Consider the following 17,491-nt stretch of genomic DNA (forward strand, 5'->3'; position numbering starts at 1 on the left):
GATCAGGCATATATGGGTCTACCTTTCAATTGCATCAAAAAAAGCCTTTTCCTTAGAAAAGACTCATGTTTAGACTATGCATTTATTTCTTCATTATTCAATTGGGCAGCATCGCTTTGCTCAAATTGTGTTCGCAGCTCAATAATTGAGCTATTCCTGACATCATTGGCATCTTGCTCAAGAAGCCACGTATAAAATCTAGCTTGCTCCGCTGTTTGCAAAGCCTGCATATATTTTTGTGTGGAACGTTTCTCGGCGACACGCTGCTTAATAGCACGCATCTGCTTCCAGAATTGATAATAAGGGAGCTTGAGCTTGGTCATGAATCCGCGATGATCCTCTATGACAAATCCCTCTTCTTTAATCGAGTCGTCATGAGAGACTGCCTGATACCATTTATAAAAAGACGTCCAATCATGGAACACAGCCACTTCCTGCTTGCAGGACATTCCAAGCTGTTCGCTTAACCTTTTCACTTCAGTGAATGGTGCTTTTTCATAGCTTAGCTGACGCTTCACAATATCAAGCAAAATGAGTTGATCTTGATCATATGTGATAATATGTGGGTCTTTCTCTGGTAAAATGACTTCAAACACAAGAGATACATTGTTGTCACGTACGTATGATTTGATGTAGTCGACCTGCACATCGTCAAAGGTTGCATAAAATAGCTCTTCGACCCAGGAAGCATGCGGATTTTGCTTCACATGTGATGTATACGATTTGGACGTAAACACCAATTCATTTTCCATTTCGTTATACCCAACCGTTCCTAAATATCCATTTGCTTTATCATAGACGGTAACAGGGAATTGAAGATGGTTCACTAGATGATGCATTTTTGTCTCCGGACGCTCGTCAATATTAAAAAATTTGTTGTAGCTTCTTGAAACAATCTGCTTTGACACCATATTGACAAACAAACCTCTTGCCTTCACATTCACATCATCCCACTGCCGTTCACTAAAAGCTTTTTTCGTAAAATTAAAAGATGAAATATGGTGAGGAAGCTTTAATTCCTGTACATATTCATGCTGATCTAAGTGAGCTAAAAAGTCATCCAGTGAGATATCTGGTTGAAGAGCACCCGATGTTTTTTTCTCAGAAGCTCTATAGACTGGGTTGTCAATTTCATGAGTCTCAATCCCGTCTGCTGTGATTTTCAAGACCCTCAGCTGCCCCCCGAATTCAACCTGGCCTTCTAGATTATAAGACCTTTCCGATGCTTGAATAGGCAGCCTGTATAAATTGCGATGCCCGTGAATTTGAATGACATCTAATCCAGCGGTGTTTTGAACAAACAAGTGGTCAATGTCATCTGAATATTCACCTACACCATGAATGAGCTGCTGTGTTGAGACATGCAGAAGCTCTTCTGGCATATGAGCAAGTCCCCCGTGGGTAACAAGAAATGTCTTGCCATGGTACGTAAAATAAGTAAGCTGATGAAATGTTCTGACAAACTTCCGTACTTCTTTTAAATCAAAGTCTGCTGCTTCGATTTCAGGTGCAGTATGCCGGTTAAACATATTGCTTCTTACTTTTTCACCATGTGCAAACCGGTATAAATGCTGATCATGATTGCCCTCAATCACGATGACATTCCGGCATTCTCTATGTGCGAGCATCCATTCTAATACTTCCTTGTTTTCTATTCCTCTATCAAGCAAATCACCTGCAAAGATATAAAGTTCGTTTTCTTTAATATCTCCTTGTAAATAGGTGGTCAGAGCGGTATGACAGCCGTGAATATCTCCAAAGACATGAATGGCCTCATATTGATCGAAGGATCGAGGCTGATAGGTCATCACTTGCGGATATTCCTCAGGCTGCAAAACAGTCACCCATGATGGGACCTTTTCTGTTTTTAACCGCTCGTTCATTTGATATAAAACAGACTCCCGCACAACTTTGTGAGGTTCCCGTGAGCGATTTTGCAGAAGGGCTGTTTCAAGCGGCACCTGCGTGAAATCGACGACATACACCCTGTAACGATACGTAGTAGCTAACGACTTATATTGAGAAATCGACTTGCTTGTGACATGTGTCGCATCAATCACAGTAAAATCTCCACGTTCCATTCGGGCTGTGAGTAAATCAAATAATAAAGACCACACTTTATGATCATGCTTGCTCGTAATTTCCGGTTTCCCATTGACAGATAACTGCGGCGGCTGGGTCAAAAGACGGATCTGATCAGCTGATAAAGTATATGGCTCTAAGCCTTGCTCTTTGATCCATGTTGATTTACCTACGCCTGGGAGACCTCGTAAAAGGACTAAAGTTCTCATATTGGTTCTCCTTTAATGAGTGATATTTTACCTATTATAGATAAATTATGGATAAATCTCAATCTTTTATTGATTATGGTAATATATAGATAGAAAGGGAGGTTTTACGTATGTCTAATGGAGAGAATATGGCATTCAATCTTGGAGATTTTTTATTTCAAGTGTTCTCTCTTCTATTCATTGCTGTTATCGTGACTATGATTGTCACCTCTTTTCGAATGATCAGAAGAAGACGAATGGAATTGAAGAAGGTTGAGGAAAGATTGAACAAAGTGATTGAAAAAAATGATTTAAAAGAGTAAAAAATCCGGGATTTAACCGGATTTTTTTGGTTTCATCACAATTCCTTGACGCTGCTGCATCAAAAAGAAAAAGACGCCTAAAAGGACAAGAAGACCTCCAAGCATTTGAAACAGCGTGACTTTCTCTCCAAGTAGCCATACAGCAAGAATCGTGGCCCCAACAGGTTCGCCAAGTATACTCATTGAAATCGTTGTGGCATTGACATAAGTTAAAAGCCAATTATTAATGACATGAGACATGGTGGGAATGATGGCAAGCAATAAAAAAATCCCCCACTCTTTACCCGGATAGCCTGTAAAAGGAGTTTGCTGCATTAGGTTGAATAGAATTAAAAAAAGACCAGCAAAACCAAACACACAAAAACTATAAATCCAATGAGATATTTTCCTTACAGCCTGTTGACCTATTAATAAATAACAAACAACCGCGATCACACTTAAAAAGGATAAAATGTCTCCTAGGATGGCTTCCTGGCTATGACCTATGTCTCCCCATCCAATCATGAGTGCACCAGCAATCGCTGCACACATCGTCAAGAGTGCGGGCAGCGTGGTTCGTTCACGGAAAATGAGAAAGCCGCCTAATAAGGAGACCATCGGCTGAAGGGCGATAATAATAGTAGAGCTTGCCACAGTCGTCAGCTTCAGTGAGCCAAACCACAACACAAAATGGAGTCCTAAAAAGAAGCCTGACATACATAGGAAAAACCAGTCTCTGCGCTTTATTGAAAGAAATTCTTTTTTACGTGGCAGGATAAACGGCAGCATAAAAGCCGCGGCAAAGATCATTCGATACATGCTTAAAATAGCAGCAGGTGCATTTGACCATTTCACAATGATAGCAGAAAACGAAATGGCAATAATTGAAATCACAAGCGGTAGTGCAATTGATTTCTTTTGAGCAGTTGACTTCATTTCCATAAGCAGCTTCCTTTACATCAGCAGTAGATGAGAAGTTCATCTTGTATGTCGTCATCTTACTATGTCCAATCCGCTAGAGGCAAGATGATTTTAAAACTTGTGTGAGCTTTTTTGCATGAAAAAAAGGCTTTCATCTCGAAAGCCCTACTCATCATCTATCAATAGATAAACGGCCCGAACTGGACCATGAACACCTACCACTAAATTCATCTCAATATCCGCAGAGTTACTCGGACCTGATATGAAATGAATAGCACCTTTCGCCTGCTCCCCCTCTTCTACCGAGCGATTAAGAGCCGAAACAGCCTGAATCATCCGCGGAACCACTGTGCTTTTTTCGATACACACGATATACATCATCGGTAAAAAATGCAGCGCTCTGCCTTGGCCTTGATGGGATGAAAGGACGACTGTACCTGATTCTGCAAGGGTGTAATCACTGAATACAACCGAATATGTCGCTTGTTCTGCCAGCCTGATATTTTCTTCCCTTGATGCCTCAGCATTCCATCTGGTGACTGCGAATCCTTCGTGCTGCAAGCTGTCAAACATCGGATGAAATCCATATTGTTCAAAACGATGATCGCCCGATGTCATCACAGAACCCTCTCCATACTCTGTCATCAATAATCTTAATACAGAGGGCGCTTCCTGTGGTGTTGTTTCGACCACTCTTGTGTGAATTCGTTGACATTGCTTCTTCAGTTGCTCGACTAGTTCTTCTTTAGACAAAAGTCCGTTTGTTTCCCACTGGACTTGATGCTTCCAAGCTGGACGCTGAATAGATGCAGACGGGGAGGAATCTTTACCTAATTGCTTACGGATATGAGCTAAAAACGACTCTCGGTGAGAAATGGTTCCCTTCATCACTGCTCCTCCTTCTGTCTCTTTTTAAACCAATCCCTGAATCTTTCTTTACTTGGAGCTGGCAGGTCACGAATATCTGTCCAATTCTTTAAAGGACCTATTCCTTTTGAAATCTGTCCGTTTGAAGCCATACGATTCATCAATACAGGGGCTGCTTTTGTTCCGAATTGATACATTCCGGGAGTCGATGCGCCCATTCCGAACATTTTCATCGCCATCATTTCAGCTTTAGACGCTCTCCCCTCTTTTTCAACGATGACTTGTCGATGTTTTATTAATAACTCGTGAAGCGGGATCTTTACTGGACAAGCATCTGTGCAGGCTGCGCAAAGGCTTGATGCAAAGGGGAGCTCTTGGTAGTCATCATAGCCGCCAAGAAGCGGCGAAAGAACAGCGCCAATTGGCCCCGGATAAATCGATCCGTATGAATGTCCGCCCACATGCCGGTAAACTGGGCACACATTAATACAGGCTGCGCACCGGATACATTGGAGAACAGGCTGAAAGGCAGTACCTAATATATTGGACCGCCCATTGTCTACAATGACCAAGTGAAATTCTTCTGGTCCATCCACTTCTTCTCCTCCTTTTGGCCCGACGACAGAAATATAACTTGTTAATTTCTGACCAACTGCACTTCTGCACAAAAGACCAACAAGGACATCCAGTTCCTCCATCGTTGGAACAATCCGTTCCATGCCCATAACGGCGATATGTGTCTTCGGGATAGCCGTGACAAGATCCGCATTCCCTTCATTTGTCACAAGGCAAATGGAACCTGTATTGGCGACAGCAAAATTACAGCCAGTGACACCAATGTCAGCTTCGAGGAACTTTTCACGTAATATGGCTCTCACAAAACTCGTCATATCTTCAGGTGTCTCTGACATCTCATATCCGAGCTTTTCGTGAAAGACTTCTCGTATTTGTTCTTTCGTCATATGAAGAGCAGGTGCCACAATATGTGAAGGAGGTTCATGATCATCTACTTGCAGAATATACTCGCCAAGATCGCTTTCCACCACCTCACAGCCGATCTCTTCAAGCGCTTGATTCATTTCAATTTCTTCTGTGACCATTGATTTTGATTTAACGATCTTTTTGGCCGCTTTTTTCTGTGCCACATTTTGTATATACGCCGATGCCTCTTCCTTTGTTTTTGCAAAAAAGACATGTCCTCCACGTGCACTAACGCTTTCACTTAATTGGTATAAGTAGTCATCAAGATGCGTCAGCGTATGCTGCCGGATTTCCTCGCCAAGTTCTCGCCACTTTTCCCAGTTGCCAAGCTCTTCGCTCGCAGATAGCCGCCTTTCATACAGGCGTTCCTGCGCTGAGGATACAGCACCTCTCATGACAGTATCTTCTAACCCTTCCCCGATTCGTTCTTTAAAGCCCTTCTCTCCAATTTTCATACTCATGTGCCGTTCCCCCTCTTAAAGTCAGCGGCTATTTAATACTTCTGCGATATGCATCACTTGAATGGGCTTATCAAGACGATTCAGCCTCCCGCCAATATTCAGCAGACAGCCGCAGTCAGCACCAATAATGTATTCAGCGCCTGTCTCCTCTATGCTTTGGACTTTCTCATCGACCATTTGCTCAGAAATAGATGTCATTTTTACTGAAAAGGTTCCTCCAAATCCACAGCAATTTTCTGCGCGCGGCAATGGTGTCATCGTCAAATCTTTGACATTTGACAACAGTGTGAAAGGTGCTTCCTTAATTCGCAGCAGTCTCGTCATATGACAGGATGTGTGATAGGCTGCGTTTCCTTTCAGGCTCGCCCCTACATCTGTGACGTGTAATATATCAACAATAAACTCGGTTAATTCAAATGTTTTCTCAGCAAGTGCCTCAGCTTTTGCTGACCACACTGGGTCTTCTTTTAAAAGATGAGGATATTCTAAAAACATCGCCTTACAAGAACCTGACGGCGTCACGACATATTCAGCTGATTCAAAGGCTTTGATCATGTTTTTTGCTGCTTTGATGGTTTCTTTTGTATAGCCGCTGTTAAAGGCTGGCTGTCCGCAGCACACTTGTGCCTCTGGAAATTCCACTTCTACACCGAGCCTTTCTAGTACTTTCACTGTCGCCTTTCCTACATTTGGCTGCATGGTGTCAATTAAACAGGTAACGAATAAATGGACTTTCATCGGCGAACTTCCCTTCTTTGCTGCAATTTGATTCATCATTTTGGTCATCTGATGACGAAATAACAGGCCTTATTTTCATTTTAATCCCAAATTTCTGAAATTTCAACGAAGTGATTTGTCTAAATTTGGACATATGGCATGTGTAGCTTGAATGAAAAAAACGCCCTTTTGATAGGGCGCTTGAGAAGATTTATTTTGAAATCAATTCACGAATTCTTTCTTCGATAGGTGTTAAGGGCCGGCCTAATAATGTTTCGAAATCACGGCTTTCAACAGCTAAGGCACCATCGCGAATGCCGCTTTGAATGGCTTTGACAAATGGCACAGCTTCTTTTGGTACACCATTTGAAGCTAAAAATTCTCCAAATGTGTCGACATCAATTTGCTCGACTTTGATCTCTTTTCCGCTTACCTCACTGACAATGTGTGCAAGTTCAGTATGCGTCCGAAGAGGTCCTGACAGCTCATATATCTCCTGGTCATGTACAGGAAGTGTTAACGCATTTGCGGCCGCTTCTGCGTAGTCATTTCTTGTTGCCCAGCCAACCTTGCCATCACCAATTGGACTTAAAAATGGTGCGCCGCTAACGGCTGCTAGAATCGTATCTTTTTCGTTTTCTACATACCAATTGTTTCTTAAAAACACATGAGGAATGCCAGAGGCCACAATCGCTTCTTCTGTTTTTGCATGGTCATGTGCAAGGACAAGCTGACTCTCTCTTGCACTCACAACGCTTGTATAAGCAATAAAGGATACACCAGCTGCTTTCGCCGCTTGGATGGCAGCCGTATGCTGCTGCACGCGGTCTCCTTCTGCAGTTGAAATCATCAAAAGACGGTCAATGCCTTGAAAGGCTGCCTTAAGGGTGTCTGGCTGAGTAAAGTCTCCATGGCGTACATCCACCCCAGCTTCCTTCAAATGTGCTGCTTTTTGCGGGTCCCGAACACTGACCGCAATTTGTTCAGCCGGTACCTTTGTAAGCAAATGCTGGACGACGAGCGATCCAAGCTGTCCTGTTGCGCCTGTTACTAATAACTTCATTTGTTTGACCTCCTCATTTTGTGATTCGACGGTGATGTTTTGGTACAGCTTTACGTATCCGTTTATTCGTTATAACCATCTCGATTACAACAACTGGTGTAAAAAAAGCTCAAGTTCAGCCTGAGCTTCTTTTATTCTGACTCTGTCAACAATTGCTGGATGGTCACTTGTTTGAGGTGATTTTCAAGCGCTGCCTGAGCTTCTTTTAGTTCACTCCTCAGTCTTGTATCCATTGCTTGACCAATCGGACATGCGATGACTGGCTGATGGAAGTTAAATAATTCTTCATCCTCGCTTACATCGACAGCACGGTACACATCTAATAGCGTGATTTCCTCTGGCGGCCTTTTTAAGTAAGCACCGCCTACTCCGCGGCGTATCTCAATAAGTCCCGCCCGTTTGAGCATTGCCATCATTTTTCGAACAATGGCTGGATTTGAATTCACACTTTCCGCAATAAAATCCCCTGTACACTCTTTTGGAACACCTGCAATAAATGACAAAATATGAACAGCAATTGGATACCTGCTGCTAATTTGTTTCACAATCTTTCACCACCGTTGTAATCAATATAGTTACAATGAGTGATTTTGTCAATCAATAAACGGATTTTTCTTTCGATCCCAGTCCTCATATGTCATGATATCGTAGTCTTCTGCTGTATCAAGTTCAAGCGGGGCAATGCATTCAAGCAAATTCTCATCTGGGTCAAGAAAATAGATCGCTGCATGAAATTGCGGCGGATTATCCAGAACTAAAGGCTGTTCCTCTTCTGAAAAGCCAAACATTGGGTGAATACTGATGCCTTTTTCAACCAGCCAAGCCTTGATCTGTTCGATACTGGACGTTGTAATTTGAAAGGCAACGTGCCGAGTTGATGGATGGTATGGATAGGCGTTCATATCTACTTTCCACAAGCCAAGCCAGCTCTTTCCTTTCTCAATCCATAAAAAAGCAACTCGTTCATTTTCGTGAGCAAGTGTCAATTCCAATTTTTCATAAAACGCAATAGATGCCTTCAAATCACTCACAGGTAAATGGGCTTCATACAAACCTTTTATCATCATCAAAACCACTCCTTTTCTCCCTTCTATTCTGCTGGATTTGATGAGATTCCGCCTCAGCAAAACGATGTATTTTATCCCCTTCATTGGTTTGAGAAGAATGATATGTTTGATCCATTGCAGATGGGGGAAGGTGTTCAAATAAAAGAAAGGAGCGTTTCATATGCCTTGGACGATGAATGATTATCCGGCTTCATTTCAATCGTTAGATAACGTCATTCGAAAAAAAGCGCTTGAGATTGCCAACAAAATGATACAGGAAGGCTATGACGAAAATAGAGCCATCCCAATTGCGATCAGTCAAGCGAAAGAGTGGAAAAAGAATGCAACGAAGAATGAGATAGAGAATTTCTCAGCTCATGGTTCAGTCACGCCTTCTAAAAACAGCAGCTCCGCAAGACCAGAGCTCATGGATCATGCGCAGCATGTCGTCAAACATGAAGAAGGCTGGGCGGTTCAGACAGAGAAAGCGAAACGAGCAAGTGAGGTCAAAGAAACGAAACAAGAAGCAATTGACCGGGCAAAGGAGATTGCATCTAATAAAGGGACTTCTGTTGTTATTCACAGAAAAGACGGGGAAATTCAGGACGTGTTAAAACCGCAATAAGACCGCCCGTAAGCGGTCTCAGCGTGTAGGCAAACCCTCGCATTCGTTGTCAGGTCTGCGCTCCGGTGCTCGTCCTTCCTAGACTTCAAAGGTTTTCTATCACGCTGAAAAGAAGAAAGTGAAGACCGCTCGAAAGCGGTCTTTTCTTATGCATTCTTTTCTTTTTTCGCTGGTGCTTTTCTTTTTTTAGGAGCCGCTTTTTTCGCTTTGGCTGGTTTTGATCGGTCGATTGAAGCCTGTAGAGCTGCCATTAAATCAGTCACATTGGATGCAGGATCTTTTTTGCCTGTCGTTTCTGGCTGAACCGTATGTTCTCCAGATATTTTATCGCCAATTAAGTTCATCAGCTGTTCTCTGTATTCATCCTGATATGCCGCTGGATCGAAAGTTGTGGTTAATTGCTCGATTAAAAGGAGCGCTGTATCTAACTCCTTTTTCACAATGTTCTCCTCTTGGGGGATATTCGGTACATCAGATACTTGTCTAATTTCGTCAGGGAAATGAATGGTTTCCATCAGCAAAATATGTTCATAGCACCTAACGATCGCTAATTGCTCCTTTGAGCGGATCATAATCTTCGCCACACCAATTTTTCCCGATTCCTCTAAAGCTTTTCTTAATAATGAATAAGCCTTCGCACCGCCAGTATCTGGTGATAAGAAGTAACTTCTTTCATAATAGATTGGATCAATCTCTTCTATTTTCACAAAATCAATGATTTCAACCGCTTTTTCTTCATTTTCTTTTCGCAGTTTTTCAAGCTCTTCCTCGTCTAATTCAATGAATTTATTTTTCGCATACTCGTACGCTTTGACGATTTGTTCTGGTGCCACCTCTTCCCCGCAGTTGGCACAAACCTTTTTATAGTTAATGGGCGTGTGACACTCTTTATGCAGCTGTCTTAATTTAATATCTTTGTTCTCTGTAGCAGTAAACAGCTTAACTGGAATATTGACTAGTCCAAAGCTAATGCCGCCTTTCCAAACTGTATGCATCGCGTCGCCTCCGTTCTTTTCTCCTTACTATGTAATGTTTTCGTTAGACTTATGTATGCGAATGAAAATTTCATCCCACTCTAAGAACACATCATATGAGGAAGTGACATGACAATGAAACCTATGCGATTAACGGCGGCACATGATATTCCTACCGGTTCAGACTGGGTGTATGAATTAAAATATGATGGCTTTCGGACCATCCTGATGTGGGAGGAAAACGAGATTCATTTAGAAAGTAGAGCCGGAAAACGATTAAACGAACAGTTTCCTGAGGTTATTGAACAGTGCGAACAATTAAGGGACCAGTTTGCTCCTTTTTTACCACTTACGTTTGATGGGGAATTGGTCTTTTTACTGGATGAACAGCAAAGCGATTTTGCGAGGGTTCAGCAAAGAGGCAGGCTGAAAAACAAAGAGGCTATAAAGCTGCAGGCTGAGCGGTTTCCATGTCATTTGATTGCATTTGATCTATTAAGATGCACAGGGAGATCCCTTGTTGATTTACCGTTGATGGATAGGAAAAAACAGTTACAGCAAGTTTTCCAAGAAGCAAAACTTCCGCCAACTGTTCAGTTGGAGCACCCTTCCCTTCTTCAACTTATTCATACAGACACAAATCATGAATATATGAAAAAGCTGATGACGACGTATTTAGCAGAAGGACTCGTTGCGAAAAAAAAGACGAGTAAATGGCACGACAATACCCGGTCAAAAGAATGGCTGAAAGTCAAAAACTGGCGCTATGTCTCTGTCATTGTGACTCGTTTTGATAAAGAAAATGGCTATTTCCAAGGCTGTATTTATCAAGATCATCATCTCACCGAGGTTGTCCAATTCAAGCATGGGTTTTCTAAAGAAGAAGAACAAACGCTACGTACACTCTTTCAAACTAAAGGCCAGCTAAAAGGAGCATCAGGATATGAAATCCCTCCTTCTATCGTCGCCAGTATTGCTTGTATATCCTTTGATGGATCCGCCTTAAGAGAGCCGCGTTTTTCTTCCTTTTTACTAGATACTGACCCAGCAGCATGTACGTTTCAGCAAATGCTCAAACAGCTGTATCCGCTCCCTGCCGTGATTGAGGTCACTCATCCTGAAAAACCGATTGTGCCGGCTCTTCATCTGAACAAGGCAGATTACTTACTTTATTTGAGACAAGCGGCTCCCTATCTCTTGCCCTTTTTACGTGAAAGACGACTTACTTTAATTCGGTTCCCTCATGGCGCTGGGGATGAATTCTTTTATCAAAAGTCGACACCTGATTATGCACCAGATTTTGTGTTGACCGATCAAGTTGATGATATTGCTTACACGGTCTGTAATGACCCGCAGACGCTTCTTTGGCTCGGTAACCAGCTGGCGATGGAATTTCATATTCCTTTTGAAACAAGGGATACGGACCGGCCGACCGAAATCGTCTTTGATTTAGACCCGCCATCTGTTAACGAGTTTCATCTAGCCATAGAGGCTGCCAAGCGAATCAAAGCGCTTTTAGACGGTCTCTTTCTCACAGCCTTTATTAAAACAAGCGGCGGTAAAGGACTGCAAGTGTATATTCCATTAAAGAAAAATGCCTTCACATACGAAGAAACGAGATCATTCACCGCGTTTATATGTCAATTTTTATGTGAACAAGCTCCTGAGCTATTTACTTTAGAACGCCTTAAGAAAAAACGCGGCAATCGCTTGTATTTAGACTATATTCAGCACGATGCTGGAAAAACAATCATCGCGCCCTATTCACCAAGAGGAAATGAGCTTGGACTTGTAGCGACACCGCTTGAATGGGACGAACTCCATCAAGATGGACTTCATCCTTCTTTGTTTACCATGCCAGTTGTTATAGAGCGTCTAAAGGAAAAAGGCGATCCATTCCGCCGCATGAGGCATCTTGTAAATGATGACACTTTCAGACAAGTCTTACATCGGCTTGAAGACATCATACCGGCACATAAGATGGACATACGCGGTCATTAAGCGTTACACTTATTCATTAGAGAGTAAGAAAGGGATGACCATTTTGACCGCACATTCATTTCGAAATATAGCACTAATCTTCTTGTGCCTTTCCGCAGGAATTGTGGATGTGATTGGCTATTTGAGCCTAGGGCATGTGTTTACAGCCAATATGACAGGTAATATTGTGCTGCTTGGCATTGCAGCAGGAAGCTCCTTGCAGCTAACAGCCCTTCATTCCATCACTGCACTGAGTGGATTCGTTCTAGGGGTTTTACTTGCTGTTGTGATAGGCGGAAAGCATGAGAAAACATTTTGGCCAAAAGCCGTTACACGTATCTTTATCATAGAAGTCATGATACTACTTCTATTTGCTCTCATGACCATATTCCCTTATACACAAGGTGCTTATTTTATGCTGATTATCCTTTTAAGTATGGCCATGGGTCTCCAGACAGCGGCCGCCCGCAAATTAAATGTGGCTGGCATTTCCACAACGGTTCTAACGAGTACACTCGCTAACCTATTTGAAGATTTGGCTCAGCGCATTTCACACCGGGAAAAAAGAAAAGCTCCTATTCAGCATGTCAGTTTCATGCGAATAGGCTCTATTGTCTTTTACTGCCTAGGTGCCGCTTTAGCGGCATACACAGATGCGTACGATCCGTTTATCATCATTTGGCTGCCTATCTCTATCCTTGGGGTGATTGTGATCACTGCTGCATTGAAGCATTTTCACCAATTGAAATAGTCAATCGTTAGATGGCTATTTCAACGTTCACTCATAACTTCTCACATAAAAACCAGGAGGACGCCCCATAATGAACGTGGAGCCATACGGATATCCAGAAAATGTCCCGAATCCACCGTATCCAGGGAAACCGCCTAAACCAGAAAACACACCAGGGCTCACATAATACCCGCCAAAGCCGATATGAGAACCAACCGATCCGATATGTGCTCCCCCACCGCTAAAACCGCCTCCATGAAAACCTCCATAAACTCGTGGATACATACAATCACCTGCTTTCGTCTAACAACTCATCACATCATATGCATGACAAATGGAGCGGTGTTCCGACTTTTTCTTTTACTTCTATGTACAATAGACCAATTTGATAAAATGTGAATGAAAAGTCCTGCAAAAAATTAAATTAAGCAAAGAAAGGTGACCTTTTTAACTTGTTGCGCTGCCCTATGTTTATTTAGAATAATGGGGCAGGTAACAAATTTGCACACCCCCTTTGTTGCGAATTCTTCTTATTAAACGTTCTTGTAGCGTTTAATAAGAAGAGCCTATTAACAACATACAAAAAACCCTTGCTGACGATGATCAACAAGGGCGAGAGATAAATGGTGGATTAACCACCAATGATTTTTTCTGCTACTTCGAAAGAACCCGCAACGTTTTGAGTCAGAACTGACGCAGCGATCGCTAAACCTACAACGAATAATACTTTTAAACCTGTTTTCATCTTAAATCAACCCCATTCTTTTCATATGTAAATCCGCTTCTAAACTTTTGTTCAAGTAAAAAACAGACTGCTCATAAAGTGCTTGCTTTTCACAATACTTAGCAGCAAAATGTGAAAGCTCTTTTACTTCATGATATTCATTCTTCTCTTCTAACTTTCTTAATTTCTCATCAATTTGCTGAAATCTTTGTGGTGCATTCGTTAAGTAAAGGTCATGGACGATGCCTATTTTCAGCTGAAACACTTCATGAGAAGCATCTTTTATTCTGGCATACGCAGCCTCTATATATTGGCTTGCACGCTGCTTTTCACCAATCACACAGAGTTCCCGGCTGATCAGATACGTAGAATGGAAAAAGAAATCCGACTCATAATATTCTTGATGGGACAGTGCTTTTTCAAGATGACGTATTGATTCTTTCGGTTTGTTCCAAAATGAATATAAAATGGCTACATTGTGATGGAGCTGAGCCAGCATAAAGTCATCCTGCTCGCTTGTCAAAACCTCTTCCGCCAGACGATAATTTTCAAGCGCCTCTTCATACCGGCCGATCTCTGTTTGATTCGCCGCAATGAGAGAGTATGAAAGTGCCGTTCTTCTTTCATAATGCTTGTGCCGTTTATAGACGTGAAGTGCTCTGCGGATATAGCTTAATGAGAGCATGATATGACTAAGCCGGTAGTAAAGCCAGGCCACCTTAAAATCGAAATCAGCACGTTCGATCTCACTTGGAATTTTATCTAAGAGCTTTTCAGCACTTTGATACATTTGCAATGCAACCTCGTAATTTCCTTGATGCTGCTCATACACACCCTCATAAAAATCAAAATAGTAGGCAAGTCGGTTAGACAAGTCATCCTCTTTTTTTCCGTGATGACCTTCTATACTTCTCGTTGAAACACTGCCCTTTTGCCCTCTTAAATTGTACATGAGAATGTGATGCCTCTTCTCAAGAAGAGAATAGTACATAAGGATGTCCGCATCGTCAATTTCCTCTACCGCTTGTTTCGCTTTAGCAAATAACCGTTCTGCCTCATCTGCATGATCTTTTTTGATTTCCATGTTCCAGTCATTTAATAATGATGCCAATTCCGCAACAGGAATCTTGCTCATTCTACACCCCCAATCACTTTCAGCTGCATCACATGATTTCACTAAATATGGAACTTCTATTAGCAATTGCTAATTGTCCATTTGAGATCATTTTAATATGAATCACTTGAATCTTCAATAACCGTTTCCATTGAAAATGCGTTTCTTTCTTCTAGTCAATGATGTTTGCGTAAATATTTCACCTTTTTTCGGTTTTAAAGTACCCAATCATCTCGTGATGAAATGAAAAAAGCCCTTTTTGGGCTTTTTTTCCTTATTCCAATCGTATGATGGTGAGTGCCGCTCCAACCGATCCTCCCCCAAGTAACACTATTGTTGCGACTAAACCGAAAATTTGGAGAGAAATCTGGTTACCTGCTGCAAGTGTTGTAATGAGTGATACGTTGTAGGTAGATGCCGATAAAGCGGGTGTTAATATAGAACCAGGAATGGCAGATCCGCTGTTAATGATCCTTGTTCCGGCAAGCAGCGCTACACTTGTGTTCACTTGATATGTGATGAAATAGCGACCTGAGACAGGCACTGTAAAAATCGTATTTCCACCACTTGCCGTAAAACCATCTAAGCTCTGATTATTAGGCAAGGAAACCGCTGTCCCGCCTATGACAACAAGCACTGTACTTCCCGACGTATTGGACGCGTACATTGAGTTAGCGGTCACAATTGTGCCGGTTGGACCTGTTACTCCTGTTGGGCCCGTTGATCCTGTTGTTCCCGTTACTCCGGTTGGACCCGTTATTCCGGTTATTCCCGTTGGACCTGTTACTCCGGTCCGGCCGGTTGATCCTGTTGAACCCGTTACTCCCGTTACTCCGGTTACTCCGGTCGGGCCGGTTGCTCCCGTTGATCCTGTTGGGCCGGTTGATCCTGTTGGACCCGTTACTCCGGTCGGGCCGGTTGCTCCCGTTGATCCTGTTGGGCCGGTTGATCCTGTTGGACCCGTTACTCCGGTCGGGCCGGTTGATCCTGTTGGACCCGTTACTCCGGTCGGGCCTGTTGATCCTGTTGTTCCGGTTACTCCGGTCAGGCCTGTTGATCCTGTTGTTCCGGTTACTCCGGTCAGGCCTGTTGATCCTGTTGTTCCGGTTACTCCGGTCGGGCCGGTTGCTCCCGTTGGACCTGTTATTCCTCCACACATATTAAGTTGGGCGCACATGCCTCTCACTTCTTTCAAACTGTGGAATCTTTAAGACATACACACTAATACTGATAATTGAGAGAAAAAGAAACGACAATACTTCCAGTCGAGGTCCCGCCAGTAGCTACAATCCCAATGGAGTTAAGATCGCTGAGCGTAATGGATCGACTCTCTCCTGGAGGTACAGTGAAATCTGGAACAGCCGCACCGTTGACCTCTAATGTCACAGTTGGTGCTACAGCCACGATTCCGTTGTTTTCCACCATAATGGTCCCGTTTTATGACAAATGGTGTTCCATCCGTCCAGACGACAACTGGATCCGCTGCTGCTGCTAAATCGACTGTGAAGCATACCGCATCATTCACAAAGCCTGTTCGCTCATTACTACACCCGCCTAAAATAGCCATTTTAACCCTCCTTCAACCTATTCTTGATAGACTATGATCTAGTGATCTATGAAGATTGTGCGATTATCCCAGACTCAAAGCCTTATTTTTTTCCTTTGTACCATGTTTAATTGAATGTCTAAGCGCGCTTGCACGTTTTCAGTGGCTTGTTTCTTTAAAATCAACATCATATCTTTTACAGTAATCGATCGACTTTCTCCTTTTTGGACACATATGTCATGACATGCTTTTTTTGTTTGAATGGTGATAGAAACTGGCACTTCTTGATCATCATGATGATGCAAAACCACTGTTGCTGTATTTAGTAATCTTGTTCCATTACGCCAGATTTCAACCGAACTGGGAGATGTTGAAAAATCAAGAAGGAGGTGGTGAGGTTCTATGTTCTTTAAAATGAGCGCATCATATACTGGCAGCTCTGCTTCAATCATTCCGCATAAAAAAGAAAGATCAACAAGGATCTTTGAACTGGATCGATACAAGACTTTCTGACAGCAAGTCGACCTCATGCAGCATGGAACAAGGAGCTCTAATACCACACAATTCTGTTCTTCATTGATGGAAATCAAAGAAAAATAGCAAGTCTTAAACACACTTCTTTCAACGAACACCCAGGAGTAGAAAGGTTCCCCATTTTCCATGATGAGCAAAAAAGGAGAACTCATTGAACGTTTGTGAGTAAAGCCTTCATTTTTTGTTTGATTGATTATCTCTTTCAGTTTACTCATCAACAGGTTTGTCACTTTCTATCAGCCCAATTCAATGCTGTATACAAATCCATATGGTCTTTTATCATATGTGCCCTTGACTATTTTGTGCGATTCGCGTAAAGATCAGCGGCAGAAAGAGAACCCATGGAACTAATCGCAAAATTTACCGAACGAAAAGTCACTTTTAAAAGCTATTCAATTAATCTATCGCATAATACGATATTACGTCATGCTCCGCAAAAAACGACGCCAGTTATACGCAAATAAAAAAACAAATCAATACACCTTTTAAAGTGTTAAAAGGTTTATTCATACATTGTGAAAATTATCACCTTATATAAATAGGTAAATTTAAGGTATTTTTACAAAATTCGACACAAAATGCTTTTTCTCTTTGATACTATTGAATTAACTTATTTACAAATAATAGGTTAATTCA

Annotated in this window: 17 protein-coding genes and 1 pseudogene; 4 read left to right on the forward strand and 14 right to left on the reverse strand. The window is 42.2% G+C overall.

The window, feature by feature from the left end; genetic code table 11:
• Window positions 1-74 precede the first annotated feature (74 nt).
• Window positions 75-2,291 carry an RNA ligase gene (locus C6347_RS05345; protein WP_106071498.1) on the reverse strand — a complete coding sequence of 739 codons (2,217 nt, stop codon included), beginning with the start codon at window positions 2,289-2,291 and terminating at the stop codon, window positions 75-77.
• A 110-nt stretch (window positions 2,292-2,401) separates the two neighbouring features.
• Here C6347_RS05345 and C6347_RS05350 point away from each other — a divergent pair, with 110 nt between their 5' ends.
• A complete protein-coding gene (locus tag C6347_RS05350; RefSeq protein ID WP_060596417.1) occupies window positions 2,402-2,593 on the forward strand; it encodes a hypothetical protein in 192 nt (63 codons plus the stop codon).
• 12 nt (window positions 2,594-2,605) lie between these two features.
• Here the strand turns inward: C6347_RS05350 and C6347_RS05355 are convergent, their stop codons facing one another.
• The 7 genes from C6347_RS05355 to C6347_RS05385 form a co-directional block, all read right to left on the reverse strand.
• The gene (locus C6347_RS05355; RefSeq protein WP_066030861.1) at window positions 2,606-3,514 is read right to left on the reverse strand and encodes a DMT family transporter; all 909 of its coding nucleotides are present in this window, start codon (window positions 3,512-3,514) and stop codon (window positions 2,606-2,608) included.
• A 144-nt stretch (window positions 3,515-3,658) separates the two neighbouring features.
• Entirely contained in the window at window positions 3,659-4,381 is a 723-nt protein-coding gene (locus C6347_RS05360; RefSeq protein WP_106071499.1) for a LutC/YkgG family protein, read from the reverse strand.
• Complete coding sequence (locus C6347_RS05365; RefSeq protein ID WP_060596415.1) at window positions 4,381-5,802, reverse strand: LutB/LldF family L-lactate oxidation iron-sulfur protein; 1,422 nt, start codon at window positions 5,800-5,802, stop codon at window positions 4,381-4,383. The genes C6347_RS05360 and C6347_RS05365 overlap by 1 nt, the downstream gene beginning before the upstream one ends.
• Window positions 5,803-5,823: 21 nt before the next feature.
• The gene (locus C6347_RS05370) at window positions 5,824-6,540 is read right to left on the reverse strand and encodes a (Fe-S)-binding protein (RefSeq protein ID WP_060596688.1); all 717 of its coding nucleotides are present in this window, start codon (window positions 6,538-6,540) and stop codon (window positions 5,824-5,826) included.
• Window positions 6,541-6,730: 190 nt separating this feature from the next.
• Window positions 6,731-7,582, reverse strand: a complete 852-nt coding sequence (locus C6347_RS05375) for an SDR family oxidoreductase (RefSeq protein WP_060596414.1) — start codon at window positions 7,580-7,582, stop codon at window positions 6,731-6,733.
• Between the two features lie 131 nt (window positions 7,583-7,713).
• The gene (locus C6347_RS05380; RefSeq protein WP_060596413.1) at window positions 7,714-8,127 is read right to left on the reverse strand and encodes an Rrf2 family transcriptional regulator; all 414 of its coding nucleotides are present in this window, start codon (window positions 8,125-8,127) and stop codon (window positions 7,714-7,716) included.
• 48 nt (window positions 8,128-8,175) lie between these two features.
• Window positions 8,176-8,649: a VOC family protein gene (locus C6347_RS05385; RefSeq protein WP_060596412.1), complete on the reverse strand. Its 474-nt coding sequence runs from the start codon at window positions 8,647-8,649 to the stop codon at window positions 8,176-8,178.
• 160 nt (window positions 8,650-8,809) lie between these two features.
• Here C6347_RS05385 and C6347_RS05390 point away from each other — a divergent pair, with 160 nt between their 5' ends.
• Window positions 8,810-9,253 carry a DUF2188 domain-containing protein gene (locus C6347_RS05390; RefSeq protein WP_060596411.1) on the forward strand — a complete coding sequence of 148 codons (444 nt, stop codon included), beginning with the start codon at window positions 8,810-8,812 and terminating at the stop codon, window positions 9,251-9,253.
• 146 nt (window positions 9,254-9,399) lie between these two features.
• Here the strand turns inward: C6347_RS05390 and ku are convergent, their stop codons facing one another.
• Window positions 9,400-10,248 carry a non-homologous end joining protein Ku gene (gene ku, locus C6347_RS05395; protein ID WP_003211891.1) on the reverse strand — a complete coding sequence of 283 codons (849 nt, stop codon included), beginning with the start codon at window positions 10,246-10,248 and terminating at the stop codon, window positions 9,400-9,402.
• A 114-nt stretch (window positions 10,249-10,362) separates the two neighbouring features.
• On the opposite strand from ku, the gene C6347_RS05400 reads away from it, so the two are divergent.
• Complete coding sequence (locus C6347_RS05400) at window positions 10,363-12,228, forward strand: DNA ligase D (RefSeq protein ID WP_106061551.1); 1,866 nt, start codon at window positions 10,363-10,365, stop codon at window positions 12,226-12,228.
• 34 nt (window positions 12,229-12,262) lie between these two features.
• Window positions 12,263-12,958, forward strand: coding sequence for a YoaK family protein (locus C6347_RS05405; RefSeq protein ID WP_106030930.1), 696 nt, complete (start codon window positions 12,263-12,265; stop codon window positions 12,956-12,958).
• A gap of 27 nt (window positions 12,959-12,985) precedes the next feature.
• On the opposite strand, the gene C6347_RS05410 is transcribed toward C6347_RS05405, so the two are convergent.
• From C6347_RS05410 to C6347_RS05430, 5 genes and pseudogenes are all read right to left on the reverse strand, one after another.
• Complete coding sequence (locus C6347_RS05410; RefSeq protein WP_060596409.1) at window positions 12,986-13,222, reverse strand: hypothetical protein; 237 nt, start codon at window positions 13,220-13,222, stop codon at window positions 12,986-12,988.
• 461 nt (window positions 13,223-13,683) lie between these two features.
• Window positions 13,684-14,796, reverse strand: coding sequence for a response regulator aspartate phosphatase (locus C6347_RS05415; protein WP_060596408.1), 1,113 nt, complete (start codon window positions 14,794-14,796; stop codon window positions 13,684-13,686).
• A gap of 253 nt (window positions 14,797-15,049) precedes the next feature.
• Complete coding sequence (locus C6347_RS05420) at window positions 15,050-15,952, reverse strand: BclA C-terminal domain-containing protein (protein ID WP_106071500.1); 903 nt, start codon at window positions 15,950-15,952, stop codon at window positions 15,050-15,052.
• Between the two features lie 44 nt (window positions 15,953-15,996).
• Window positions 15,997-16,342, reverse strand: a pseudogene (locus C6347_RS05425) (DUF3992 domain-containing protein).
• Between the two features lie 74 nt (window positions 16,343-16,416).
• Window positions 16,417-17,070 carry a CotZ-related putative spore coat protein gene (locus C6347_RS05430; protein ID WP_060596385.1) on the reverse strand — a complete coding sequence of 218 codons (654 nt, stop codon included), beginning with the start codon at window positions 17,068-17,070 and terminating at the stop codon, window positions 16,417-16,419.
• Window positions 17,071-17,491: the final 421 nt, after the last annotated feature.

Source organism: Bacillus sp. NMTD17, assembly GCF_002998735.1.
GTDB lineage: Bacteria > Bacillota > Bacilli > Bacillales > Bacillaceae > Bacillus.